This window comes from Collinsella sp. CLA-JM-H32B (assembly GCF_040098065.1).
In the GTDB taxonomy this organism is placed as follows: domain Bacteria; phylum Actinomycetota; class Coriobacteriia; order Coriobacteriales; family Coriobacteriaceae; genus Collinsella.
Map to the genome: position 1 here is coordinate 19,150 of NZ_JBBNNA010000020.1, position 19,498 is coordinate 38,647.

Sequence of the window (19,498 nt, forward strand, 5' to 3'; positions counted from 1 at the left end):
GTAAACTTGCCCCACTGCAAATGCTCGAAAGGACCAGCATGAAAGAACTCTCCAACCGTACGGCGAGATTTACCGATTCGGTCATCCGCCGCATGACGCGCATCTCTAATAAGTACGGCGCCGTCAATCTCTCCCAGGGCTTCCCTGACTTCGATCCTCCGGCGCAGCTGCTCAAGAGCCTCGGCACCATCGCGACCGACCCCAGGCCGCTCTATCACCAGTACTCCATCACTTGGGGCTCCCAGGCCATGCGAGAGGCGCTCGCGGCCAAGCAGGAGCACTTTATGGGCATGCCGGTCGACCCCAACAAGAACATCGTAGTCACATGCGGCTCCACCGAGGCCATGATGGCCGCCATGATGACGGTCACGAACCCCGGAGACAGGGTCGTCATCTTCTCGCCGTTCTACGAGAACTACGGCGCCGACACGATTCTTTCGGGTGCCGAGCCCATCTATGTGCCGCTCAACCCGCCCACGTTCGACTTCGATCGCGAGGTCCTCGAGGCGGCCTTCCGCGACAACGACCCCAAGGCCATCGTCCTGTGCAACCCGTCCAACCCCTGCGGCAAGGTCTTTACGCGCGAGGAGCTCACGTATATCGCCGACCTCTGCAAAAAGTACGATGCCTACTGCATCACCGACGAGGTCTACGAGCACATCGTCTATGCGCCCCACGAACATGTCTATATGGCAACGCTGCCCGGCATGTTCGAGCGCACCATCAGCTGCAGCTCGCTGTCCAAGACCTACTCCATCACCGGTTGGCGCCTGGGCTACACCATCGCCCCGGCCGAGATTACCGAACGCATCAAGAAAGTCCACGACTTCCTCACCGTGGGTGCCGCCGCTCCCCTGCAGGAAGCCGTCGTTACCGCCCTTAACTTCGACGATAGCTATTACGATGAGGTCCTCGACCTCTACACCGCCAAGCGCGACCTGTTCTGTCAGGGACTCGATAACATCGGTCTTGAGCATAACGTGCCGCAGGGCGCCTACTACGTCATGATGGACATCTCTGAGTTTGGCTATGACAGCGACCTCGACTTCTGCGAGGATCTCGCCTCCAAGGTGGGCGTGGGTGCCGTTCCCGGCTCAAGCTTCTTCCGCGAGCCCGTCAACCATCTGATTCGTTTCCACTTTGCCAAGCGAGACGAGACGCTTAACGCGGCGCTGGAGAACCTCAAGTCGCTACGTGATAAAATCAAGCCGTGCGGGTAAGGACGGCCCGGCAACTAAAGCAACCAAAGAAGCCCCGCACCGCCCGCCGCGTTGCAGGGCTTCTTTTTAGAGCGCTTTCTTAAATGGTTTAGAGCTCTATACTTTAGTCACGGAGCAACTCGTCCCAGAGAGAGGAATACTATGGCAGAGCAGCAGCTTATCGGAGCACTCGAGGCCGGCGGCACCAAGATGGTCTGCGCCACGGGCTATGCGGACGGTACGGTCCTGGAGCGCGAGCAGATCGCGACCACGACCCCGCAGGAGACCGTCGAGGCCGTCAACGCATGGTTTGCAGACAAGGGCATCGCCGCCTTGGGCATCGGCGCCTTTGGCCCCACCGCGGTCAACCCTGCCTCGCCCCAGTACGGCAAGATCTTGGAGACGCCCAAGACCGCATGGCGTTACTTTGACCTACTGGGCACCATCCAAAACGAGCTCAAGGTCCCCTGCGGCTACGATACCGACGTCAACGTCGCTTGCTTGGGCGAGGTCACCTTTGGCTGCGCGCAGGGCCTCACCGACGTGGTGTACCTGACGATCGGCACCGGCGTGGGTGCCGGTGTGCTCTCGGGCGGTCAGCTCGTCCACGGCATGATGCACCCCGAGGCCGGTCACATCCTGGTCACCCGAGACCCGCGTGACACCATCGGCGAGCATAGCGCCTGCCCCTTCCACGACAACTGCCTCGAGGGCCTCATCGCCGGTCCCGGCGTTAAAAAGCGCTGGGATGGCAAGAGCGCCGGAGATATGGCCGATGACCCGGAGGCCATGGACCTGATCGCAGGCTATCTGGCGCAGGCGCTCATGACCTACACGCTGTGCTATGCCCCGCAGAAGATCATCATCGGCGGCGGCGTTGCCGACCACACCCCTATCGTGCCGCTCGCACGCAAAAAGTGCGCCGAGATGCTCAACGGCTATATCGTCACTCCCGAGGTCAACGACATCGATACCTACATCGTCAACAATAGCCTCGAGGGCAAGCAGGGCATCATGGGCTGCCTGGCCCTGGGTGCCGCCGCGCTTCAGCTGTAGGCGCGCCAAAGGGGCGCCGCAACGTCCAACAATCCCATTCAACGGTATAACGCCGCCACGCCCCGTATAAGCCCCCAAACAAAGAAAGGCCGCCTAGGACCAAGCAATGTGTCCTAGGCGGCCTTTTTGGCACATATGAGCGATCGTAGAAGATACCGAAGCACAACGCCCGTCATCGCTCCGCAGCAGTCGATCATCACATCAGTAATCATACCGGCGCGACCGGGCACAAAGAGCTGTATCGTCTCGTCAATCGAGGGGATCAGCAGCAAGAACACCGCCGTGGGAAGCAGCACGTCAAAGGTGCGACGGCCCTCGATATCGAAAGCGTGCGTCGCCAGAATACCGAGCACCATGTACTCGGTAAAATGCGCGCACTTGCGAACGACGAAGTTGGTCACCCATTCATACGGAAGCCCCATGCCGTGCAGAAAGCCGCGAACGGCCTCCATAATCGACAAGCTCAATGAACCGGACCCCGTGCCGGGAACCATCGAATTGCCCCAGATGAGCAGCACCATCAGGCAGGTCGCGACCGCCCATTTTCGATCGAGTTTAAGCATGCAGAAGTTATGCCTCCGCACAGAGCGGCTCAAAGCTGGCGGTGCCGCCCTCGATAACGCTCAGATAGGCACGGCCCGTGCGCCTCACCGCTGCAGACTGTAGGCGGTCGATCTCCTCCTCGAGAATCTGATTGACGCGCTCGTGACGACGGTTCTCCATGATGCCGGCAGCGATGGCCTCGGCACGCTCGATACCTTCGCGCGAGATGCGGGCGGTATCCTCGGGGAACACGGCGCTGTGGCGACCGACGTAAGCGGGGGCAGCGGGCTGAGGAGCAGGCGTAAACACCGGAGCGGCAACGGGAGCAGGCTCGACGGCCTCGTCCAAAATTGCGGCAGCGGCTGCCCACATGCCCTCGTGGCCCGAATAATCGGCCATGGGGACGTCTTCCTCGGAAGTCGCATCGACAGGCTCGTCGACTGCGACGGACTGGGACGCGGAGGCCGGGGCATCGACCGGGGCAGCGACCACATACGGCATGTCGTTCGAGATGACCGGCTCGTCAAGGTCATCGAGATCGATGGCCGCAGCAGAGGCGTCGCTGATGATCGGCATGTTGGCAAGGTTCGCGTTGTACGGCACCGCCTCCGCCGCCTGCTGCTGTGCAGGAGCGCCCCACAGCGAGCTTTCGGCAGCACGACGGGCGGCAATAGTCTCCTCGTCGACGGCCAGCGGCTCGTCGGCGTAGGGGTCAGCGGCGGTGGCGGCGGCCGGAGTCACGGGCACGGCAGTGTCATACGTAACGGATTGAGCCGTGGCGGCGTTGTTGGCGGCGTTAGCCACGGCCGCCACAAAGGCGGCCGTGCTGCCCGCAGGGGCGGCATGAGAGCCCGAGACGGCGCGCGCAGCGGCAGCGATGTCATCGCGGTTATAGGAGCCGGTCTGTCCGCCGTAGGTGAGTTCGTCGATAGCGACCTGGTAGACGTCGCGTGAGCGCGTGGGATCGCAGCTGACCGGCGAATCGTCGTCGAGCATGCTATCGATCATGGACCAGGCGTCGGCCTCGCTCATGGCGTCTGCGGCGCGGGCGATGGTGGGGACGCCATCGTCGGCACGACGGCGCTGGAAGGCACCGGTCAGGCCGGAGAAAACCGAAGAGGGCTGCGCGGCGTTTGCCTGAACGGCAGGAGCCGCAGTGGCAACACCCTGAGGGACAGCCCACTGCTGTTGGGCGGGCATCGAGGCAGTCTGGAACTCATTTTGATGCTGGTTGACGTTCGCGGCGCCACCCATAGCGTCGGGCTCGAACAGGCGCTCGGCATGCTGAGCGCGATATTCAGAAATGCCGAGCGAGGCGGCATAGATACCCACGCCCGCCACCGCACCCACGGCAAAGGGAACAGCGCCCGCGACGACCGTCTCGTTCACCGACGAAAACGGCAGCGTGGCAGCATACATCACTACGGGAGCGGCAAGGCCGATTCCGCAGGAAAGTCCAGCAAGGACCGCTCGTTGTGTTGCATCAGAAGAAGCCATGAGCTCTCCCCATCTTCCAGCACCCAAATCACATCATTCAGTTGGCTGCGCGAGAGAAGATGAAGCGGGGCTATGCCCCAAAGCAACGGTATATGGTTCGTTTCATCTGCGTTTTCCGTCGCGAAGCTTAACAGCTATTATGCGAAACCCCCTTGGGGATTGCAAGCGACGAAGCGGGATTGAAACGGGAAAATCGCTGCTTGCCGATCGTGAGGTCAATAATTGTTGGCGAGCGGCTATACGAAAAGGGCCAGGATCTAAACCCCGGCCCTTCTGGCATGTCTATTATTGCTGTCGCGTGCAGCGGACGGCCTAGAACGTCTGCTCGTAATCGCTGTGCTTTTTTGCCGAACGCACCAGGAACTCCTGGTTGGTATTGGTGCCCTTGAGGCCCTTGATAAACGACGCGGCCGCGCGCTCGGTATTGTTCATGCCGGCGAGGATACGGCGCAGACCAAAGACAAACGGGCGCATCTGCTCGTCGACCAGCAGATCCTCGTTGCGCGTGCCCGAGGCAACGGGATCGATGGCCGGGAAGATACGGCGGTCGGCCAGGTCGCGGTCGAGCTTAAGCTCCATGTTGCCGGTACCCTTGAACTCCTCAAAGATGACCTCATCCATCTTGGAGCCGGTATCGATGAGGGCGGAGGCCAGGATGGTGAGCGAGCCGCCGTTCTCGATGTTGCGGGCAGCGCCCAAGAAACGCTTGGGCGGATACAGGGCAGCCGAATCGACGCCGCCCGACAGGATACGACCCGAGGCGGGAGCGGCCAGATTGTAGGCGCGGGCAAGGCGCGTGATGGAGTCGAGCACCACCACAACGTCGCCACCCAGCTCCACGATGCGTTTGGCACGCTCGATCACGAGCTCTGCCACGCGAGTATGGTTATCGGCGGGCATATCGAAGGTCGAGGCCACGACCTCGCCCTTGATAGAGCGCTGCATATCGGTGACCTCTTCGGGGCGCTCGTCGACGAGCAGGCAGATGAGGTGCACTTCGGGATTGTTGATCGAAATGGACTGGCAGATCTTCTTGAGGATCGTGGTCTTGCCGGCTTTTGGCGGCGACACGATCAGGCCGCGCTGGCCCTTGCCGATTGGTGACACGATGTCGATGGCGCGACCGGTGATGGAATCCTTGCCGTGCTCCATACGCAGAGGCTCATTGGGATAGACCGGGGTGAGATCGCCGAACTTGGGGCGGTTACGGGCCTGCTCGGGATCAAGGCCGTTGACGGTCGTGATCTTGGCAAGGCCGGCGCGCTTGTCGCCGCCGCGTGAGGGGCGCAGCGAGCCCTCGATCACATCACCCGTACGCAGGCGTGCGGAGCGGATGAGATATGCGGGAACAAAGGCGTCGTCGCTGGACTTCATGTAGCCGTGGGCATGGATGATGCCGGAGCTGTCCGGGCGAATCTGCAAAATGCCCTTGATGTCACGGAAGCCCTCGGCCTTCGCAGCAGTGGTGTAGATTTCCTCGACGAGCTCGGCCTTCTTTTTGCCGGTCGTCTCGATCTCGAACTCCTTGGCCTTCTCGCGCAGCTCGGCGACCTTCATGGCCGCGAGTTCCTCGCGTGAAAGCGTGGGCTCGGTCGGGGCGGCATTGCGCTCCTTATTACGCTGCTTGCGGTCGCGCTGACGATTGCGGCGGTCGTTGTTGCGCTCGTCTTTGCGCTCGTTGCGCTCATTGCGCTCGTCATTGCGCTTGTGCTGACGGCGGTTGGGACGGGCGTTCTCGTCGGTCTCGGCGGTCGTGGCGCCCTTGGCCGACGGAGTTGCGGCGTCGGTGTCGGCCGGGACTTCGTTATCGGCCTTGGTATCGGCATCGGCATTGGGCTCGGCATCGGCTTGCTGCTCGACAGCCTTAGCCTTTGCAGACTTTTTGCGCGTGCGCTTGGGTTTATCGGTTGCCGGCTGATCAGCGCTCTCGGTCTCGGGAGCAGAGTCGACGGTTGCCTCGACGACCTCGTTGCCAGAATCCTCGGACGCGTCCTTTTTCGAACCCTTGGCCTTGGACGAGCGCTTAGCGGCCGTGCGACGGCTGCGACCGGGACGAACATCGGCGGGCTCGTCCTCGGCGGGTGCTCCGACCTCGGTGGCAGCGGTTCCCTGGGCAGGAGTGTCGGCGACGGGCGCGGGCGCGGCGGTCATCGCGGCATCCTGAGCTGCGGCTGCTGCGGCGGCGGCAGCCTTCTCGGCCTCGACGAAGGCCTTGGGCTTGCGGCCGCGACGGTGCGGGCGAAGAGCGGGATCGACAACGGGAACCTCGTTGGCCTCGGCAGGTGTTGCAGACTCAGAGGGCTGCTCACCCTCCCCTACCACAGAACGAGCCGGAGCTTCACCGGACTCTTGAGCCGCCTGCTCAGCATCCTGCTGAGACTTGGCCGCACGACGACGCGTGCGCGGAGCCGGCTTCTCGGTCGGCTGCCCCGCGACAGGGGCCTCGGTGGCCGCAGGCGCCTCGGAGACGACCGGCGCTGCAAGCTCGGTCAGTGCCGCGGCCTCGCGCTCGGCAGCACGACGACGGGCGCGCACAACCTGAGCCTCGCTAATCTGCGCCAGCGCACGGGCCTGCGCGACCTCATCGGAAATGGGGGCCGAGGCATCGGCGGCAACGGGCCGCTTCGCGCGCGTGGTGCGCGTCGTGCGACGCTTGGGCTTTGCAGCCTCCTCGCCGTCAGCGGCGGGCTTAGACGCACGGCGTATGCGCTTGGGCTTTACGGGCGCGGCATCCTCTTCGGCCGCAGGGGCAACGCCCTCGCCAGCGGCAGGCGAGACCTTCTCAGCCGATGCGGGCGCAGGCGTCGAAGCGGCCTTGAAGGCCTCAGGAACCGAGGCCTGCACCGGCGCAGGCTTCACGGCCTGGTCCGACGCAACCGGTGCAGCGGGAGCGGTTTGCGCCGTCGTTATTTCGTTTTCTTGCTGTTGATCAGACACAGTGTTTGCTCAACTTTCTTTTCAAGCCCTGTGATCACATGCTCCCTGCATAAACCTTCAGGGCGGCTAAACAGTCTAGCTCCGTACAAAAACGACGGACATCATTGATCTGTATCGAGATGATTGCGTCATATACGCAGCGTAAGTGTAGCACAACCGCCACCACCTGCAACTTAGTCATTGGACGTTCTTAAACGCCCAGTCATCAGGGACACTCCTCCTCAAAAGTGTCTTAATCAAAAGCGCCTTGAAATGTCGCGCTAGAGGAGTGAAACCGTGGCATCCGGAATAGCCACGCCACGAATCGCGCTTATCTACTACGTTTGACCCACGACCCCTGACCATTCCCTCGATCTTCCTAAAATCGCAAGCCCGCTACCTGCGGTTTTAATATCGCACCTTTAATCATGGTTCGGGGTATGCGACTAAACGTAGTAGATAAGCCCGATTCGTGGCGGACGGTTTCGTGCCGCTCACACCCGCGACAAAAATGATCTGTATTCCTCCGTCCCCAAGGGGTCATTTTCAAAACTATGCCGGATTACGGGGCCAGAATGATGCAAGCCAACCATACCCTGCATTTTTAATATTCGACAAGCCGTCTACCTGCGGTTTTAATTTCGCTATTGGCGCCATGGTCGCCAGTTGGCGATTCAGCCCCGTAAACCGGTATAGTTGCGTTTTTGTAGCATTTTCCAACACGCCAAAAAGCCCCGCCAAACGCAAAAAGCCCGACCTCCGCATGGAGATCGGGCTTATAGGGCTCAGCGAAGCCGAACCTACACGGTCAAACGACCCGTAGATTACATCTGCTCGGGTGCGGAAACGCCAACAAGGGTAAGCACCAGGGCGAGCGTCACGCGGACAGCGTCGCAAGCGGCCAGACGGGCGCGCGAAAGCTCGGGGTCGACGGGACGACCCTCGCTCGGCAGCACCTGGCAGGCAGCATAGAAGCTGTGGAAGTCGCCGGCGAGCTCCTCGGCAAAGTGCGTCAGACGGAACGGAGCGCGGTCGCGAGCGCAGCTGGCGATGAGGTCGGTGAGCTCGTTGAGCTTACGCGAAAGGGCGAGCTCGGTCGGGTCGGTCAGCAGCGAGTAATCGACATTCTCACCGATGGCCTTGGCGGCAACGGCCTTCATGCCCATCTCGTCAGCCTGCTCGGGCGTAACGTCAGCGGCACGGCGCAGGATGGAGCATACGCGGGCGTGAGCGTACTGCACGTAGTACACCGGGTTGGAGTTATCACGCTTCTTGACGGCCTCGATGTCGAAGTCGACCATCTGGTTGGAGCTCTTGGAGATGAGCGTGTAGCGGGCGGCGTCAGAGCCGACCTCGTCGACGAGCTCCTGCAGGGTCACCATGGTGCCCTTGCGCTTGGACATACGGACGGGCTTGCCGTTGCGCAGCAGGTTGACGAGCTGGCCCAGCAGAACCTCGAACTTGCCGGGGTAACCGAGAGCGTCGCAGACGCAGCGGACGCGCTCGATGTAGCCGTGGTGGTCGGCGCCCCAGATGTCAATGACGTGGTCGACGCGCTGGAACTTATCCCAGTGATAGGCGACGTCGGAGGCGAAGTAGGTATACTCACCGTCGGACTTGATCAGGACGCGGTCCTTGTCGTCGCCCAGATCGGTGGAGCGGAACCACAGGGCGCCGTCCTTGGTGTAGAGGTAGCCCATCTTGTCGAGCTTCTCAAAAGCGCGGTCGACGGCAGAGGTGCCGGCAGTCTCGCCCTCGGTGTCCTTCACGTACAGGGAGCGCTCGGAGAACCAACGATCGAAGTCGCAGTTGACGGCGTGGCAAAGGTCGCGCATGTTGTCGACCATCTTTACGTAGCCGCGCTCGCGGAAGCTCTCCATGCGCTCCTGCGGATCGGCCTCGACCCACTTGTCGCCGTCGGTGCGCCAGAACTCGGCAGCCTCGTCGATGATGTAGTCGCCGCCGTAGGAGTCCTTGCCCAGAGTCTCGGCAAAGTTGTCCTGGTAGGGATGGGTCTCGGGGTGCTCGTCGTTCTCGTCGGCGACATAGGCGTCGCGGTCGGCGATCAGCAGCTTGTGAGCCTCGTCGATATCCACGCCCTGCTTGGCGATGATGTCGGCAAGCTGCATATAGCGCGTGCTGATGGAGTTGCCGAAGGTGTTCATCTGAGAGCCGTGGTCGTTGATGTAGAACTCACGCTGGATGTCGTAACCGGCGTGGTCCATAACGCGGCAGAGGGAGTCGCCCAGCGCGGCCCAGCGGCCATGGCCGATGTGCATGGGGCCGACGGGGTTGGCGGAAACGAACTCGACCTGGGTCTTCAGGCCGCCGCCAACGTTGGACTTAGCGAAGTCCATGCCCTTCTCGCGGGCCTCGCCAAAAATGGCGTTCTTGACGGCGACGGAGAGGTAGAAGTTGATGAAGCCAGGACCGGCGATCTCGACCTTCTCAATCGCGGGGTCCTCGGGCATATGGGCAACGATGGCCTCGGCGATCTTGCGCGGGGCGCAGTGGGCCAGCTTGGCGGACTTCAGGGCCATGGTGGAGGTCCACTCGCCATGAGAAGTGTCAGCCGGTCGCTCGATGGCGCAATCGTCAAGTTCAAATGCGGAAAGGTCGCCGGCCTCTTGGGCCGCAGCAAGCGCAGCGCGTACCAGCTCTTCAATCTTCTCGGGCATAGATCCTCCTTGTGTTAAAGCCCCCGAGCTCTTGGTCACTCTTAGGGCAAAAGCCAGAGTTTGTAGCACTCTATCACAAGCGACGCACACTGTCGCAGGGTAAGGCCAATCGAAATTGCATATGCACAAAAATGACTACCGCTCTTGCGCGGTGGTACAAAGTTGGCGGTTTGCCTGCAATTTATACACGTTCTGGAAATGCATAAACGATTGAATAAGCCGTTCTATTTATCGAATACTCTTACCTATCAGAGTTGTGTGCTTTTCCTGCATAAAGTAAGGGTTTGCGCACGTCAGCGTGTTATTCTAGACATACGTAAATTCGTATAAGTTGGAGGTAGCATGTTCTCAATCGGTCAACACGTCATTCATCCGGGTCAGGGAGTCTGCACCGTCGTCGGTTTTAGGGACGACACGCCGCAGCCCATGCTGTTGCTCGAGACCAAGCAGGGACATGCGCAGACGATCCTTATGTACCCCGTGGCGCAGGCCGATCGTTTGCACGCCGCCATCTCCCAGCAAGATGCCGAGCACCTGCTGAGCCACTATGACGAGCTCGAGTGCGACACCTTTACCGAGCGCAACAGTTCGCTCGAGGAGACGCACTTTAAGCAGCAGCTCAAGCTGGGGGCGCCCGAGACGGTCCGCGTGGCAAAAACCATGATGCACCGTATTCGCCAGGCCGAGGAAGCAGATAAAAAGCCCAGCTCTTACTACATGCGCGTACTCAAGGAAGCCAAGCGCCGCTCCATCGAGGAGTTCGCCGTGGCCCTGGGCGTCACCGAGGAGGACGCCGAAGCCCGTCTAGCCCAAGCCGCCCTCAACTAACCTGCCAAAAAGGGACAGGTTTATTTTGGCAGGTTTTATCTGACCAAACGTCAACAAACAATCAGTAAATGGCCGGGTGCTCCGTTTTGTTTGTGAGCGCCCGGCCATTATTCTATATCCGTAGAATGCGTGAAGCCATTTGCGATGACATCACGCGGGGGCCGTCCAGATCGACGCAACCAACGGCCGCATCCACAACAAGCGCGCCTGTCTTGCTCAATTACCATTAAAAAGCATCAATTTGAAAACGCAATAACATTTCGGCAGGTAGCAGCTATAGTCGGTGAACTGAATCTCGACAACCGAAGCCTCCGAATGAGGTATCTTCAGCCCATCCAAGCTAAAGGAGGGGCCATGCCGAGAAAACCTCGTTCAAAGTCACCAACCGGTTATTTCCACATCACGTTGCGTGGAAACGGAGGGCAATTGCTGTTTGACGATGCCGAGGACCGAATCGCCATGCTTCAGATCCTCGATGCGATCCTCCCCAAACACAATATCGAGCTTATCGCTTGGTGCCTTATGGGAAACCACATTCATCTGCTCATCGACGATCCGGACGACCGCAAGAGCGACGCGATGCACGCGGTAGCAGTATCGTATGCGGGCAGGTACAATGCGCGGACGGGGCATATCGGCCACGTGTTTCAGGAGCGGTTTTGGGATTCGCCCATTAAGTCAGAAGTATATTTACTCGAGGCAATTCGATACATTCATCTGAATCCACAAAAAGCGGGACTGGCGGCATACGACGAATATCCCTGGAGCAGCCATCGCGAGTATCTCATGAGTGCCAGGTCACGGCCGCATGTTACCGGCAGCGTTGTCGGTGTTTTATTCCCAACACCTCGCTCATACCTTCGGCTCATGGAAAGTACGCCGTCGCTTCCCTATCGCCCCAGCGCAACAGCCAAGGTTCGCGAGGAAGATCTATGCGAATTTGGCACGGCAATCGTGCAGAGTGTCGCAGGATGTGCTCCGACGGAACTCAAATCCGTCTCCAAGCCACTTCGCAATGAGGCGATTCTCGCGCTTCGAAAACAAGGGCTAACGGTTAAGCAGGTTCAGCTGCTGACCGGACTGGGAACATGGATTATCAAGAACGCGTCGTAGCGTCGCGTTTGCCGAGTTACGAATATGGCGAAGCGCAGCTGTCTGCCGCGAGGCACCGCCATTCGCCAGCGTCACCATGTCAAACAGAAAACGCTTTCGCTGAATAACATCCAACGGAAGCGTTTTCCCAGATAAAACCTACCAAAATAAACCTGTCCCTTTTTGGCAGGTTAGGCCTGGAAGGTGTCGCGGTCGGGCGCGAAGGACTGCATGGCCGCGATGGTGCGGTCGAAGAGCTCGGGAAGCTCCCAGCCCAACATCTCGGCGCCCTGCGAAATCACGTCGCGCGAGCAGCCGGCGGCAAAGCGCTTGTCCTTGAACTTTTTCTTGAGCGACTTAGTCGTAAAGTCCATGACGCTTTTGCTCGGACGCATGATCACGGCAGCACCGATCAGGCCGGTGAGCTCGTCGCAAGCAAACAGGATCTTCTCCATCTGAAGCTCGGGCTTGGGCAGCGAGGCGTTGAAATCGGACGTGTGCGTCTGAATGGCGCGAATGAGTTCGGGCGATGCGCCCTCGCCCTCGAGGATTTCGGCCGCATAGATGGTGTGGTTCACGGGGTCGTCCTCATGCTCCTCCCAATCCAAGTCGTGCAGCAGACCGACGATGCCCCAAAACTCCTCGTTCTCGGGGTCGAACTCGCGCGCAAAGTAGCGCATGGTGCCCTCGACCGTCTCGCCGTGGGTGATGTGGAACGGGTCTTTGTTGTGCTCGTTAAGCAGTTCGAACGCACGGTCGCGGGTGATTCCGGCGGAAAGCATCTGGGACATGGCAATACCTCCAGGTGAGTCGGTGCTAGGAAACGGTGTCATTATCGTATATCGCCGTGGCTCAAGCCGAAAGGCAGAAAAGGTATACGGAGAAAAAAGCCGGGCAAACGTGTCGCTCGGCAAAACCGCAGATAAAACCTGCCAAAATAAACCTGTCCCTTTTTGGTAGGTTTAGGGGCGGACCTGGCCGGTGCCGCGGAGCTTGTATTTGTAGGTGGTGAGGGCCTCGGCGGCAAAGGGTCCGCGGGCGTGGAGCTTTTGGGTCGAGATACCGATCTCGGCACCCAGCCCAAACTCGCCGCCGTCAGTGAAGCGCGTGCTGGCGTTGGCGTACACGGCCGAGGCATCGACTGCATCCAAGAAGCGCTCGCAGGCGTCCGCGTCCTCGGCAACGATGGCTTCGGAGTGCATGGTGCCGTAGCGGTTGATGTGTGCGATGGCCTCGTCCTCGTTCGCCACGACCTTCACGCTCATCTCGAGTGCCAGGTACTCACGGCCCCAATCCTCCTCAGTCGCGGCAACATAGTCGTCGCCCTCGGCAAGCCCAGCGTCAGCGCATGCAACGCACGTGGCCTCGTCGCCGTGAATCAGCACGCCGTGGTCGTGCAACACGGTCACGACCGCCGGCAAAAACGTGTCGACCACGGCGCGGTCCACAAGCAGCGACTCGGCAGCATTGCACACGCCCACGCGCTGCGTCTTGGCATTGACGATAATGTTGAGCGCCTTATCGAAGTCGGCCGACTCGTGCACGTAGATATGGCAGTTGCCCGTGCCTGTCTCGATCACCGGCACAAGCGACTCGCGCACGCAGCGCTGAATCAGGCCCGCACCGCCACGCGGAATGAGCACGTCGACGATGCCGCGGAGCTTCATGAGCTCGCCGGTGGCCTCGCGGTCAGTGGACTCGATCATCGAGACGGCCTCGCGCGGGAAGCCCTGGGCCTCAAGCGCATCGGCCAGCAGTTCGGCAATCATGGCGCACGAGTGATAGGCCAGCGAACCGCCGCGCAGAATGCAGGCGTTGCCGGTGCGGATGCAGATACCCGCGGCATCGGCCGTCACGTTGGGGCGCGCCTCGTACACCATGGCGACCAGGCCCAGCGGCACGCTCGCGCGGGTCAGGTCCACGCCGCTTGCAAGCACGCGGTGGTCGAGCACGCGGCCGACAGGATCGGGCAGCTCGGCAAGCTTCTCCAGGCCGGCGGCCATGCCCTCAACGCGCTCGGGCGTCAGCAACAGGCGATCGAGAAGCCCCGCCGAGGTCCCCGTATCGCGCGCGGCGGACATATCGAGCTCGTTGGCGGCGACGATGGAGTCGACACCTTCGCGCAGCGCCGCGGCCATGGCGCGCACGGCCTCCTGGCGCTGCTCGTCGCTCGCCGTGGCAAGCGAGGCCGAAGCGGCCTTGGCGGCAACGGCAAGATCGTGGACATACGTGGCTATATCGACCGACATGGGCGGCCCTTTCTCTTAGTAGTTTGCCCACCATGGTAGCCGATTTGCGCATGGCCTCGCCCGCGGCGGTAGAATTGGTCAACCCGAAACACCGCAACGAACGGAAGACTCACATGGCCCTCATCACTTCGTACCACGTCCCCGGCCTTTACGTCGAGGACCACAGCATCGACGTCCCCCTTGACTGGCGCGGCCTGGAGCCGATGCTCCTGGCCGTCGGCAGCACCATGCGCCGCGGCGCTATGCCGGCACCCATCGCCGGCGCGCCCGAGAGCATCAAGCTCTTCTACCGCGTGGTTTGCGCGCCCGACCGCATCAACGACGATCTGCCACTGCTCCTGTTTTTGCAGGGCGGCCCCGGCGGCGAGAGCCCGCGTCCGCTGTCGCCCACAAGCGACGGCTGGATCGAGGAAGCCGTCAAGCACTTCCGCGTGGTCCTTCCCGACCAGCGCGGCACCGGGCGCAGCAGCTGTGTAGACGGGCGCACGATCAAGGCACTGGGTGATCGCGCGACGGCGGCCGGCTCCGATGCCACACGCTCGCAGGCGGACTTCCTCAAGCGCCACCTCGCCAGCTCCATCGTGCGCGATTTTGAGTACCTGCGCCTGGTGGGCTTTGGCGGCAAGCCGTGGATCACGCTCGGCCAAAGCTACGGCGGCTTTTTGACGTTGAGCTATCTATCGCTCTTCCCCGAGGGCGTGGCGGCGAGCTTTACCTGTGGTGGCATCCCCCACGTCCCGGCGAGCGCCAGCGAGGTCTACGCGCACACGTTCCCGCGCATGGCAGCCAAGACACAGCAGTACTACGACCGCTACCCCGCCGATGTCGAGCGAGTGGCGGCACTGGCCGATGCCCTCGAGGAGCAAAAGCCCGCACTGCCCGACGGCTCGCCGATGACGGTCGAGCGCCTGCAGCTCATGGGCAGCGACTTTGGCATGAAGCCGAGCTTCGAGCGCATGCACTGGATTATCGACCATGCTTTTGTTGACGGAGACGGCACGCTGAGCTGCGGTTCCTCGGTATCCGACAGCTTTTTGATGCGCGCCTTCGAGCGCACCAACACGCGCACAAACCCGCTGTACTGGACGCTGCAGGAGTTCATCTACGCCGACGGCGACACCATGCCCATTCGCTGGGCCGCGGCAGAAGAGAAGGCACACCGTGCCGAGTTCGACACGCTCGCGCGCCCGCTCATATTTACCGGCGAGGCCATGTTCCCGTGGATGTTTGAGCAGATGCCCGAGCTCAAGCCCTTCAAGCCCGCGATGGATCTGCTGATGGAAGACACCAGCTGGGACAAGATCTACGACCCGCAGCGTCTGGCATGCAACGAGGTGCCGCTTCAGGCCGCGGTGTATTTCGACGACATGTACGTGGATTCGGGCCTGCAGCTCGACACGCTCAGCCGCGTGGGCAGCTCGCATGCCTGGGTGACCAACGAGTTTGAGCACGACGGCCTGCACGGCAGCGTGGTGTTCAAGCACCTCTTTGACGCAGCCCTCAACCGCGGAGACCTGCGCCAGATCTTCTAGCAAAGGAATGTCCCCCACCTGCCGGCACAAAAGGAACGTCCCCAAGTGCCAGGTTAATGAAGTCATTGCAGAAAGAGGACGGAAAGCGAAAACGCCCCTAAGCGAGCAAGGTGACGTGAAAGAGGAGGGCATTGACCTTTTGGACATGCCCAACGATTGAACGTCAGATTGCCGCTTAGGGGCGTTTGCAGCGTCAATTGGTTAGGCGAAGACAATCAGATTATCTCGATGAATCGCGGGCTTCTCGGCCAGGTTTGCGAGCAGTCGGTTGCTGGCGATCTGGTCCTGGCGGCGGCCGGCAGCAAGCTCCAACACGTCCGAATCGGCCTCGGCGATACCGCGCGCGACAACCATGCCGCTCGGGTCGCACACGTCGAGCACATCGCCCTCGGCAAACGCGCCATCGACCTCGCGAATACCCACCGCGAGCAGAGAAGAACCACGGCTGACCAGCGCCTTCGCGGCACCGTCATCGACCGTCACCGAGCCATGCGCCTTGTCGCCCAGCGCAATCCACAGTTTGCGGGGCGCAATATCCAGGCGCTCCGCCGGCGGGTCGAACAGTGTACCCACGCTCTCGCCGCGGGCCAGACGCACGAGCGCATCGGGCTCCTCGCCCGAGCAAATCACGCTCTGAATGCCGGCCGTCATCAAAATGCGGCTCGCGCGAATCTTGGTGATCATGCCGCCCGTACCCACCGAGGTCGAAGAATCGCCAGCCGAGGCGATGATCTTGGCATCGATTTTGTGCACGACCGGGACAAACTCGGCCGTCGGATCTTCGTGCGGATTGGCGGTGTAGAGGCCGTCGATGTCGGACAGCGTCACGCACAGGTCGGCGGAAACAAGACAGCTCACGAGCGCCGCCAGCGTGTCGTTGTCGCCGAACTTGATCTCGTCGACGGTAACGGTGTCGTTCTCGTTGACGACCGGCACCACGCCCAGCTCCACCAGACGCAGCAGGGCGTCGCGCGCGTGCAGATAGGACGTGCGACGCGCCGTGTCGTGACGCGTGAGCAGCACGAGCGAGGTGAGCAGGTCCCGCGCATGAAACTCCTCATCGTAGGCCGACGAGATGATGCACTGACCGGCCGAGGCGCAGGCCTGCAGGCTCGGCAGGTCGCCGACCGGCTTGCGGTCGAAGCCCAACACGGGATAACCGCAGGCAATAGCGCCCGAACTCACCACGACCAGACGCCAGCCGAACTCGCGCAGGGCCGCGGCCTGATCGGCAAGCCCGCCGATAAAGGAGCGGTTGACCTTGCCATCGGCGCCCACCACCGTGGACGAACCGATCTTTACCACCATCGTTTTATAAGAAGTCGTCATACGTCAAACCAATCAACTGTTCAGCGAACGAGCGAGCAAAGAACAGCAGGCACGGGACAAGCGATAATGATTCGTTTTCCTCCGTCCCCTATGGATCATTTTGCCCAGGGGAAAGCCGAGGCCGCGGCCATGTTCTTGCGCACGAGCTCGTCGCGCACCTGAGCCAGGCCCTGCTCCATGCCCACCACATAGGTCTGCGGGTACAGGAAGCGCTTGAAAGCTGCGTCCAGATGATCGAGCGCCCAAACACAGCGCTCGCGCGCGTCCTGGATGCTCTCACGCGGAGCCACTGCACTGCCATCGCGCACGATCGGCACCAGCAGCTCGCGATACTCAAGCTCCGACACGTCGGTCACCAGGGCGGCATCATTCACGGCCACGAGGGTATTGCCGCGCGCGGCGCCCTCCCCCACCAGATGGTCCTCGTCGTAGATCATGTCGCAGACCGGGCCGCCAAAGCCGTCGTAATAACGGCGCACGCGCTGCACGCCCGGGATCGTGCGCTTGTAGGGCTGCTCGGAGAGCTTGACCACCGGCGTCCACGGGTCGGCCTCGCTCGCACGGCGGGCGGAAAGCTTGTACACGCCGCCCAGCGCCGGCTGGTCATAGCAGGTCGCGAGCTTGGTACCCACGCCAAAGCTGTCGATGGGCGCGCCCTGGTCGAGCAGCGACTGAATCGTGTACTCGTCAAGATCGTTGGAAACCGAGATCCCCACATAGGGCAGGCCCTCGGCATCGAAACGGCCGCGAACATACTTGGAGAGCTTGGCGAGGTCGCCGGAGTCGATGCGAATAGCCGACAGACGCTCGCCCACCGCCTCCATCTCCTTGGCAACCGTAATGGCATGCTCGCAGCCCTCGCGCACGTCATAGGTGTCGATGAGCAGCGTACAGTTCCTGGGGCTCGACTTGGCAAAGGCGCGGAAGGCCTCGAGCTCGGAATCGAAGCTCATCACCCAGCTGTGCGCATGCGTGCCAAAGACGGGAATACCGTAGCGGCGGCCGGCGAGCACATTGGACGTAGAGGAGCAGCCGGCAACGTAGCTCGCGCGCGCAACGGCCAGGCCGCCATCGGGACCCTGGGCTCGGCGCAGGCCAAACTCCGCCACAGGGCGACCGTCGGCGGCGAGCACCACGCGCGCCGTCTTGGTGGCGACAAGCGTCTGGAACCCGACGATGTTGAGCAGCGCGGTCTCGAGCAACTGGCACTCCAGCGACGGGCCGGTGACGCGCACCATGGGCTCGCGCGGAAAGACGAGCTCGCCCTCGGGCACGGCGTCAATGTTCACGTGCGCACGGAAGTTGCGCAGGTAGTCGAGGAATGCGGGCTTAAACATCGCGCCGCCAGCCGGGGCCTGGAGCGATGCAAGGTAGTCGATGTCCTCGGGCGTAAAGCGCAGGTTCTCGACAAGCTCGGGCAGCTCGGCGGTACCGCACATGACGGCATACGCGCTGCCAAAGGGATGGTCACGGTAAAACGCCGTAAAGCAACCCTGCTCATTGGCCTTGCCGCTCTCCCACAGGCCCTGGGCCATAGTGAGTTCGTACAGATCGGTGAGCATTGCAATGTCGGTGGGATGCGAGATGTCGGTCAAAGCCATGGGGCGACCTTTCGGATGTGTTGTGCAGAGGTTGAGGGTTGGGCGAGACGGACGTGCGGGCATGGAGCCCGGCGCGAACAGGTTAGTGCAGGCCCATGCTGCCCGTGATCGTGTAGACCATAAAGACGATAAACGCGATGAGGGCAAGGACAATGATGATTTTTTGAGCCGGTGCCATGCCAGGGATCTCATTCTCGCCCGTAGGCTCCTTGGAGGTGACCATGCGCTGGGCAAAGGTCATCTCGTCACGGCTCGGCTTGGGCTCGACGGACTTGGGACGAGCGGCCTTTTTAGGCTGAGGTTTGGGCGCGGTGGGCGCGGGCTTCGCGGCGACGGGCTTGGGCGCAGGCTTCGCGGCGGCGGGCTTGGGTGCAGGCTTCGCGGCGGCGGGCTTGGGTGCGGGCGCGGGCGCCGGTGCGGATGCGGCGTTCGCGGCGACCTCCTCGGCCTTCGCACGCTCGGCACGCAGGGCAGCCAGTTCCTCACGCTCGCGGCGTGCCTCTTCCTGGGCCTCGCGACGAGCCTTCTCGGCGCGGAGCTCTTCCAACTCGGCGCGCTCCTCGGCAGACAGTGGTTGGGACTCAAGCTCGGCCATGGTGCAGCCCTTTCTTTTTAAAAAAGCCGCCGACACAATGTCAGCGGCTTATCAAATCCAAGGGTGGAGACGAAGGGAGTCGAACCCTCGGCCTCTGCCATGCGACGGCAGCGCTCTCCCAACTGAGCTACGTCCCCAAGACAAGTTGATATTTTACCTACGGCTCGCCAACTGTCAACGCCCAATACCCAGTCTTTTTGGGACGGGGCTGCTTTGACTACTTTTCGAACGCCCGAGCCACCCGATGATTTTTTAAGGCTCTGTTAGACCAGGATTGACATACATGTGTCCCCACGGTGCCATATCGTTGACCCCGTAGACCGCGATGATGGGGGCAGCATGAACGCCGAAGACCTGGTCCTCAACTTCAAGAAGGGCATGGC

At 61.6% G+C, this 19,498-nt stretch carries 14 protein-coding genes and 1 tRNA gene; 5 read left to right on the top strand and 10 right to left on the bottom strand.

The genetic code is table 11. The annotated features are described in order from the left end of the window. The first annotated feature begins 38 nt into the window (after positions 1 to 38). Together AAA138_RS09285 and AAA138_RS09290 are read left to right on the top strand one after the other, a co-directional pair. The gene (locus AAA138_RS09285; protein WP_349090594.1) at positions 39 to 1,220 is read left to right on the top strand and encodes an aminotransferase class I/II-fold pyridoxal phosphate-dependent enzyme; all 1,182 of its coding nucleotides are present in this window, start codon (positions 39 to 41) and stop codon (positions 1,218 to 1,220) included. A 141-nt stretch (positions 1,221 to 1,361) separates the two neighbouring features. After that, on the top strand, positions 1,362 to 2,255 hold the full coding sequence (locus tag AAA138_RS09290; RefSeq protein WP_349090595.1) for an ROK family protein: 894 nt from the start codon (positions 1,362 to 1,364) through the stop codon (positions 2,253 to 2,255). 113 nt (positions 2,256 to 2,368) lie between these two features. Here AAA138_RS09290 and AAA138_RS09295 read toward each other — a convergent pair whose 3' ends face one another. The 4 genes from AAA138_RS09295 to argS form a co-directional block, all read right to left on the bottom strand. Continuing rightward, complete coding sequence (locus AAA138_RS09295) at positions 2,369 to 2,818, bottom strand: VanZ family protein (protein ID WP_343007679.1); 450 nt, start codon at positions 2,816 to 2,818, stop codon at positions 2,369 to 2,371. Positions 2,819 to 2,825: 7 nt separating this feature from the next. After that, complete coding sequence (locus AAA138_RS09300; protein ID WP_349090596.1) at positions 2,826 to 4,295, bottom strand: hypothetical protein; 1,470 nt, start codon at positions 4,293 to 4,295, stop codon at positions 2,826 to 2,828. 312 nt (positions 4,296 to 4,607) lie between these two features. Continuing rightward, on the bottom strand, positions 4,608 to 7,232 hold the full coding sequence (rho, locus tag AAA138_RS09305; protein WP_349090597.1) for a transcription termination factor Rho: 2,625 nt from the start codon (positions 7,230 to 7,232) through the stop codon (positions 4,608 to 4,610). A gap of 803 nt (positions 7,233 to 8,035) precedes the next feature. Next, positions 8,036 to 9,889: an arginine--tRNA ligase gene (gene argS, locus AAA138_RS09310; protein WP_349090598.1), complete on the bottom strand. Its 1,854-nt coding sequence runs from the start codon at positions 9,887 to 9,889 to the stop codon at positions 8,036 to 8,038. 342 nt (positions 9,890 to 10,231) lie between these two features. Here argS and AAA138_RS09315 point away from each other — a divergent pair, with 342 nt between their 5' ends. Both AAA138_RS09315 and AAA138_RS09320 read left to right on the top strand, forming a co-directional pair. Next, positions 10,232 to 10,717: a CarD family transcriptional regulator gene (locus AAA138_RS09315; protein ID WP_022094807.1), complete on the top strand. Its 486-nt coding sequence runs from the start codon at positions 10,232 to 10,234 to the stop codon at positions 10,715 to 10,717. Positions 10,718 to 11,071: 354 nt separating this feature from the next. Next, positions 11,072 to 11,830 carry a transposase gene (locus tag AAA138_RS09320; protein ID WP_158567237.1) on the top strand — a complete coding sequence of 253 codons (759 nt, stop codon included), beginning with the start codon at positions 11,072 to 11,074 and terminating at the stop codon, positions 11,828 to 11,830. Positions 11,831 to 12,000: 170 nt separating this feature from the next. Here the strand turns inward: AAA138_RS09320 and AAA138_RS09325 are convergent, their stop codons facing one another. Then, on the bottom strand, positions 12,001 to 12,600 hold the full coding sequence (locus tag AAA138_RS09325) for an HD domain-containing protein (protein WP_349090599.1): 600 nt from the start codon (positions 12,598 to 12,600) through the stop codon (positions 12,001 to 12,003). Positions 12,601 to 12,771: 171 nt separating this feature from the next. Beyond that, positions 12,772 to 14,058, bottom strand: a complete 1,287-nt coding sequence (locus AAA138_RS09330) for a glutamate-5-semialdehyde dehydrogenase (RefSeq protein ID WP_349090600.1) — start codon at positions 14,056 to 14,058, stop codon at positions 12,772 to 12,774. A gap of 113 nt (positions 14,059 to 14,171) precedes the next feature. Between AAA138_RS09330 and AAA138_RS09335 the strand changes: the two genes are divergently transcribed. Further along, entirely contained in the window at positions 14,172 to 15,590 is a 1,419-nt protein-coding gene (locus tag AAA138_RS09335) for an alpha/beta fold hydrolase (protein ID WP_349090601.1), read from the top strand. Positions 15,591 to 15,791: 201 nt separating this feature from the next. Here the strand turns inward: AAA138_RS09335 and proB are convergent, their stop codons facing one another. From proB to AAA138_RS09355, 4 genes are all read right to left on the bottom strand, one after another. Further along, positions 15,792 to 16,919 carry a glutamate 5-kinase gene (gene proB, locus AAA138_RS09340; protein WP_349090602.1) on the bottom strand — a complete coding sequence of 376 codons (1,128 nt, stop codon included), beginning with the start codon at positions 16,917 to 16,919 and terminating at the stop codon, positions 15,792 to 15,794. A gap of 95 nt (positions 16,920 to 17,014) precedes the next feature. Further along, the gene (locus tag AAA138_RS09345) at positions 17,015 to 18,520 is read right to left on the bottom strand and encodes a nicotinate phosphoribosyltransferase (RefSeq protein WP_349090603.1); all 1,506 of its coding nucleotides are present in this window, start codon (positions 18,518 to 18,520) and stop codon (positions 17,015 to 17,017) included. A gap of 82 nt (positions 18,521 to 18,602) precedes the next feature. Then, positions 18,603 to 19,115 (bottom strand): hypothetical protein, encoded by a 513-nt coding sequence (locus tag AAA138_RS09350; RefSeq protein WP_349090604.1) that lies wholly within the window; start codon positions 19,113 to 19,115, stop codon positions 18,603 to 18,605. Positions 19,116 to 19,179: 64 nt separating this feature from the next. Beyond that, positions 19,180 to 19,252 (bottom strand) — tRNA-Ala (locus AAA138_RS09355). Between the last annotated feature and the right edge of the window lie 246 nt (positions 19,253 to 19,498).

Excerpts from the sequence above, each read along its gene's own strand:
- AAA138_RS09345 (WP_349090603.1), bottom strand. The coding sequence starts at position 18,520 with ATGGCTTTGACCGACATCTCGCATCCCACCGACATTGCAATGCTCACC.
- AAA138_RS09315 (WP_022094807.1), top strand. The coding sequence starts at position 10,232 with ATGTTCTCAATCGGTCAACACGTCATTCATCCGGGTCAGGGAGTCTGC.
- AAA138_RS09285 (WP_349090594.1), top strand. The coding sequence starts at position 39 with ATGAAAGAACTCTCCAACCGTACGGCGAGATTTACCGATTCGGTCATC.
- AAA138_RS09330 (WP_349090600.1), bottom strand. The coding sequence starts at position 14,058 with ATGTCGGTCGATATAGCCACGTATGTCCACGATCTTGCCGTTGCCGCC.
- proB (WP_349090602.1), bottom strand. The coding sequence starts at position 16,919 with ATGACGACTTCTTATAAAACGATGGTGGTAAAGATCGGTTCGTCCACG.
- AAA138_RS09295 (WP_343007679.1), bottom strand. The coding sequence starts at position 2,818 with ATGCTTAAACTCGATCGAAAATGGGCGGTCGCGACCTGCCTGATGGTG.
- AAA138_RS09290 (WP_349090595.1), top strand. The coding sequence starts at position 1,362 with ATGGCAGAGCAGCAGCTTATCGGAGCACTCGAGGCCGGCGGCACCAAG.
- AAA138_RS09325 (WP_349090599.1), bottom strand. The coding sequence starts at position 12,600 with ATGTCCCAGATGCTTTCCGCCGGAATCACCCGCGACCGTGCGTTCGAA.
- AAA138_RS09350 (WP_349090604.1), bottom strand. The coding sequence starts at position 19,115 with ATGGCCGAGCTTGAGTCCCAACCACTGTCTGCCGAGGAGCGCGCCGAG.
- argS (WP_349090598.1), bottom strand. The coding sequence starts at position 9,889 with ATGCCCGAGAAGATTGAAGAGCTGGTACGCGCTGCGCTTGCTGCGGCC.
- AAA138_RS09335 (WP_349090601.1), top strand. The coding sequence starts at position 14,172 with ATGGCCCTCATCACTTCGTACCACGTCCCCGGCCTTTACGTCGAGGAC.
- AAA138_RS09300 (WP_349090596.1), bottom strand. The coding sequence starts at position 4,295 with ATGGCTTCTTCTGATGCAACACAACGAGCGGTCCTTGCTGGACTTTCC.
- AAA138_RS09320 (WP_158567237.1), top strand. The coding sequence starts at position 11,072 with ATGCCGAGAAAACCTCGTTCAAAGTCACCAACCGGTTATTTCCACATC.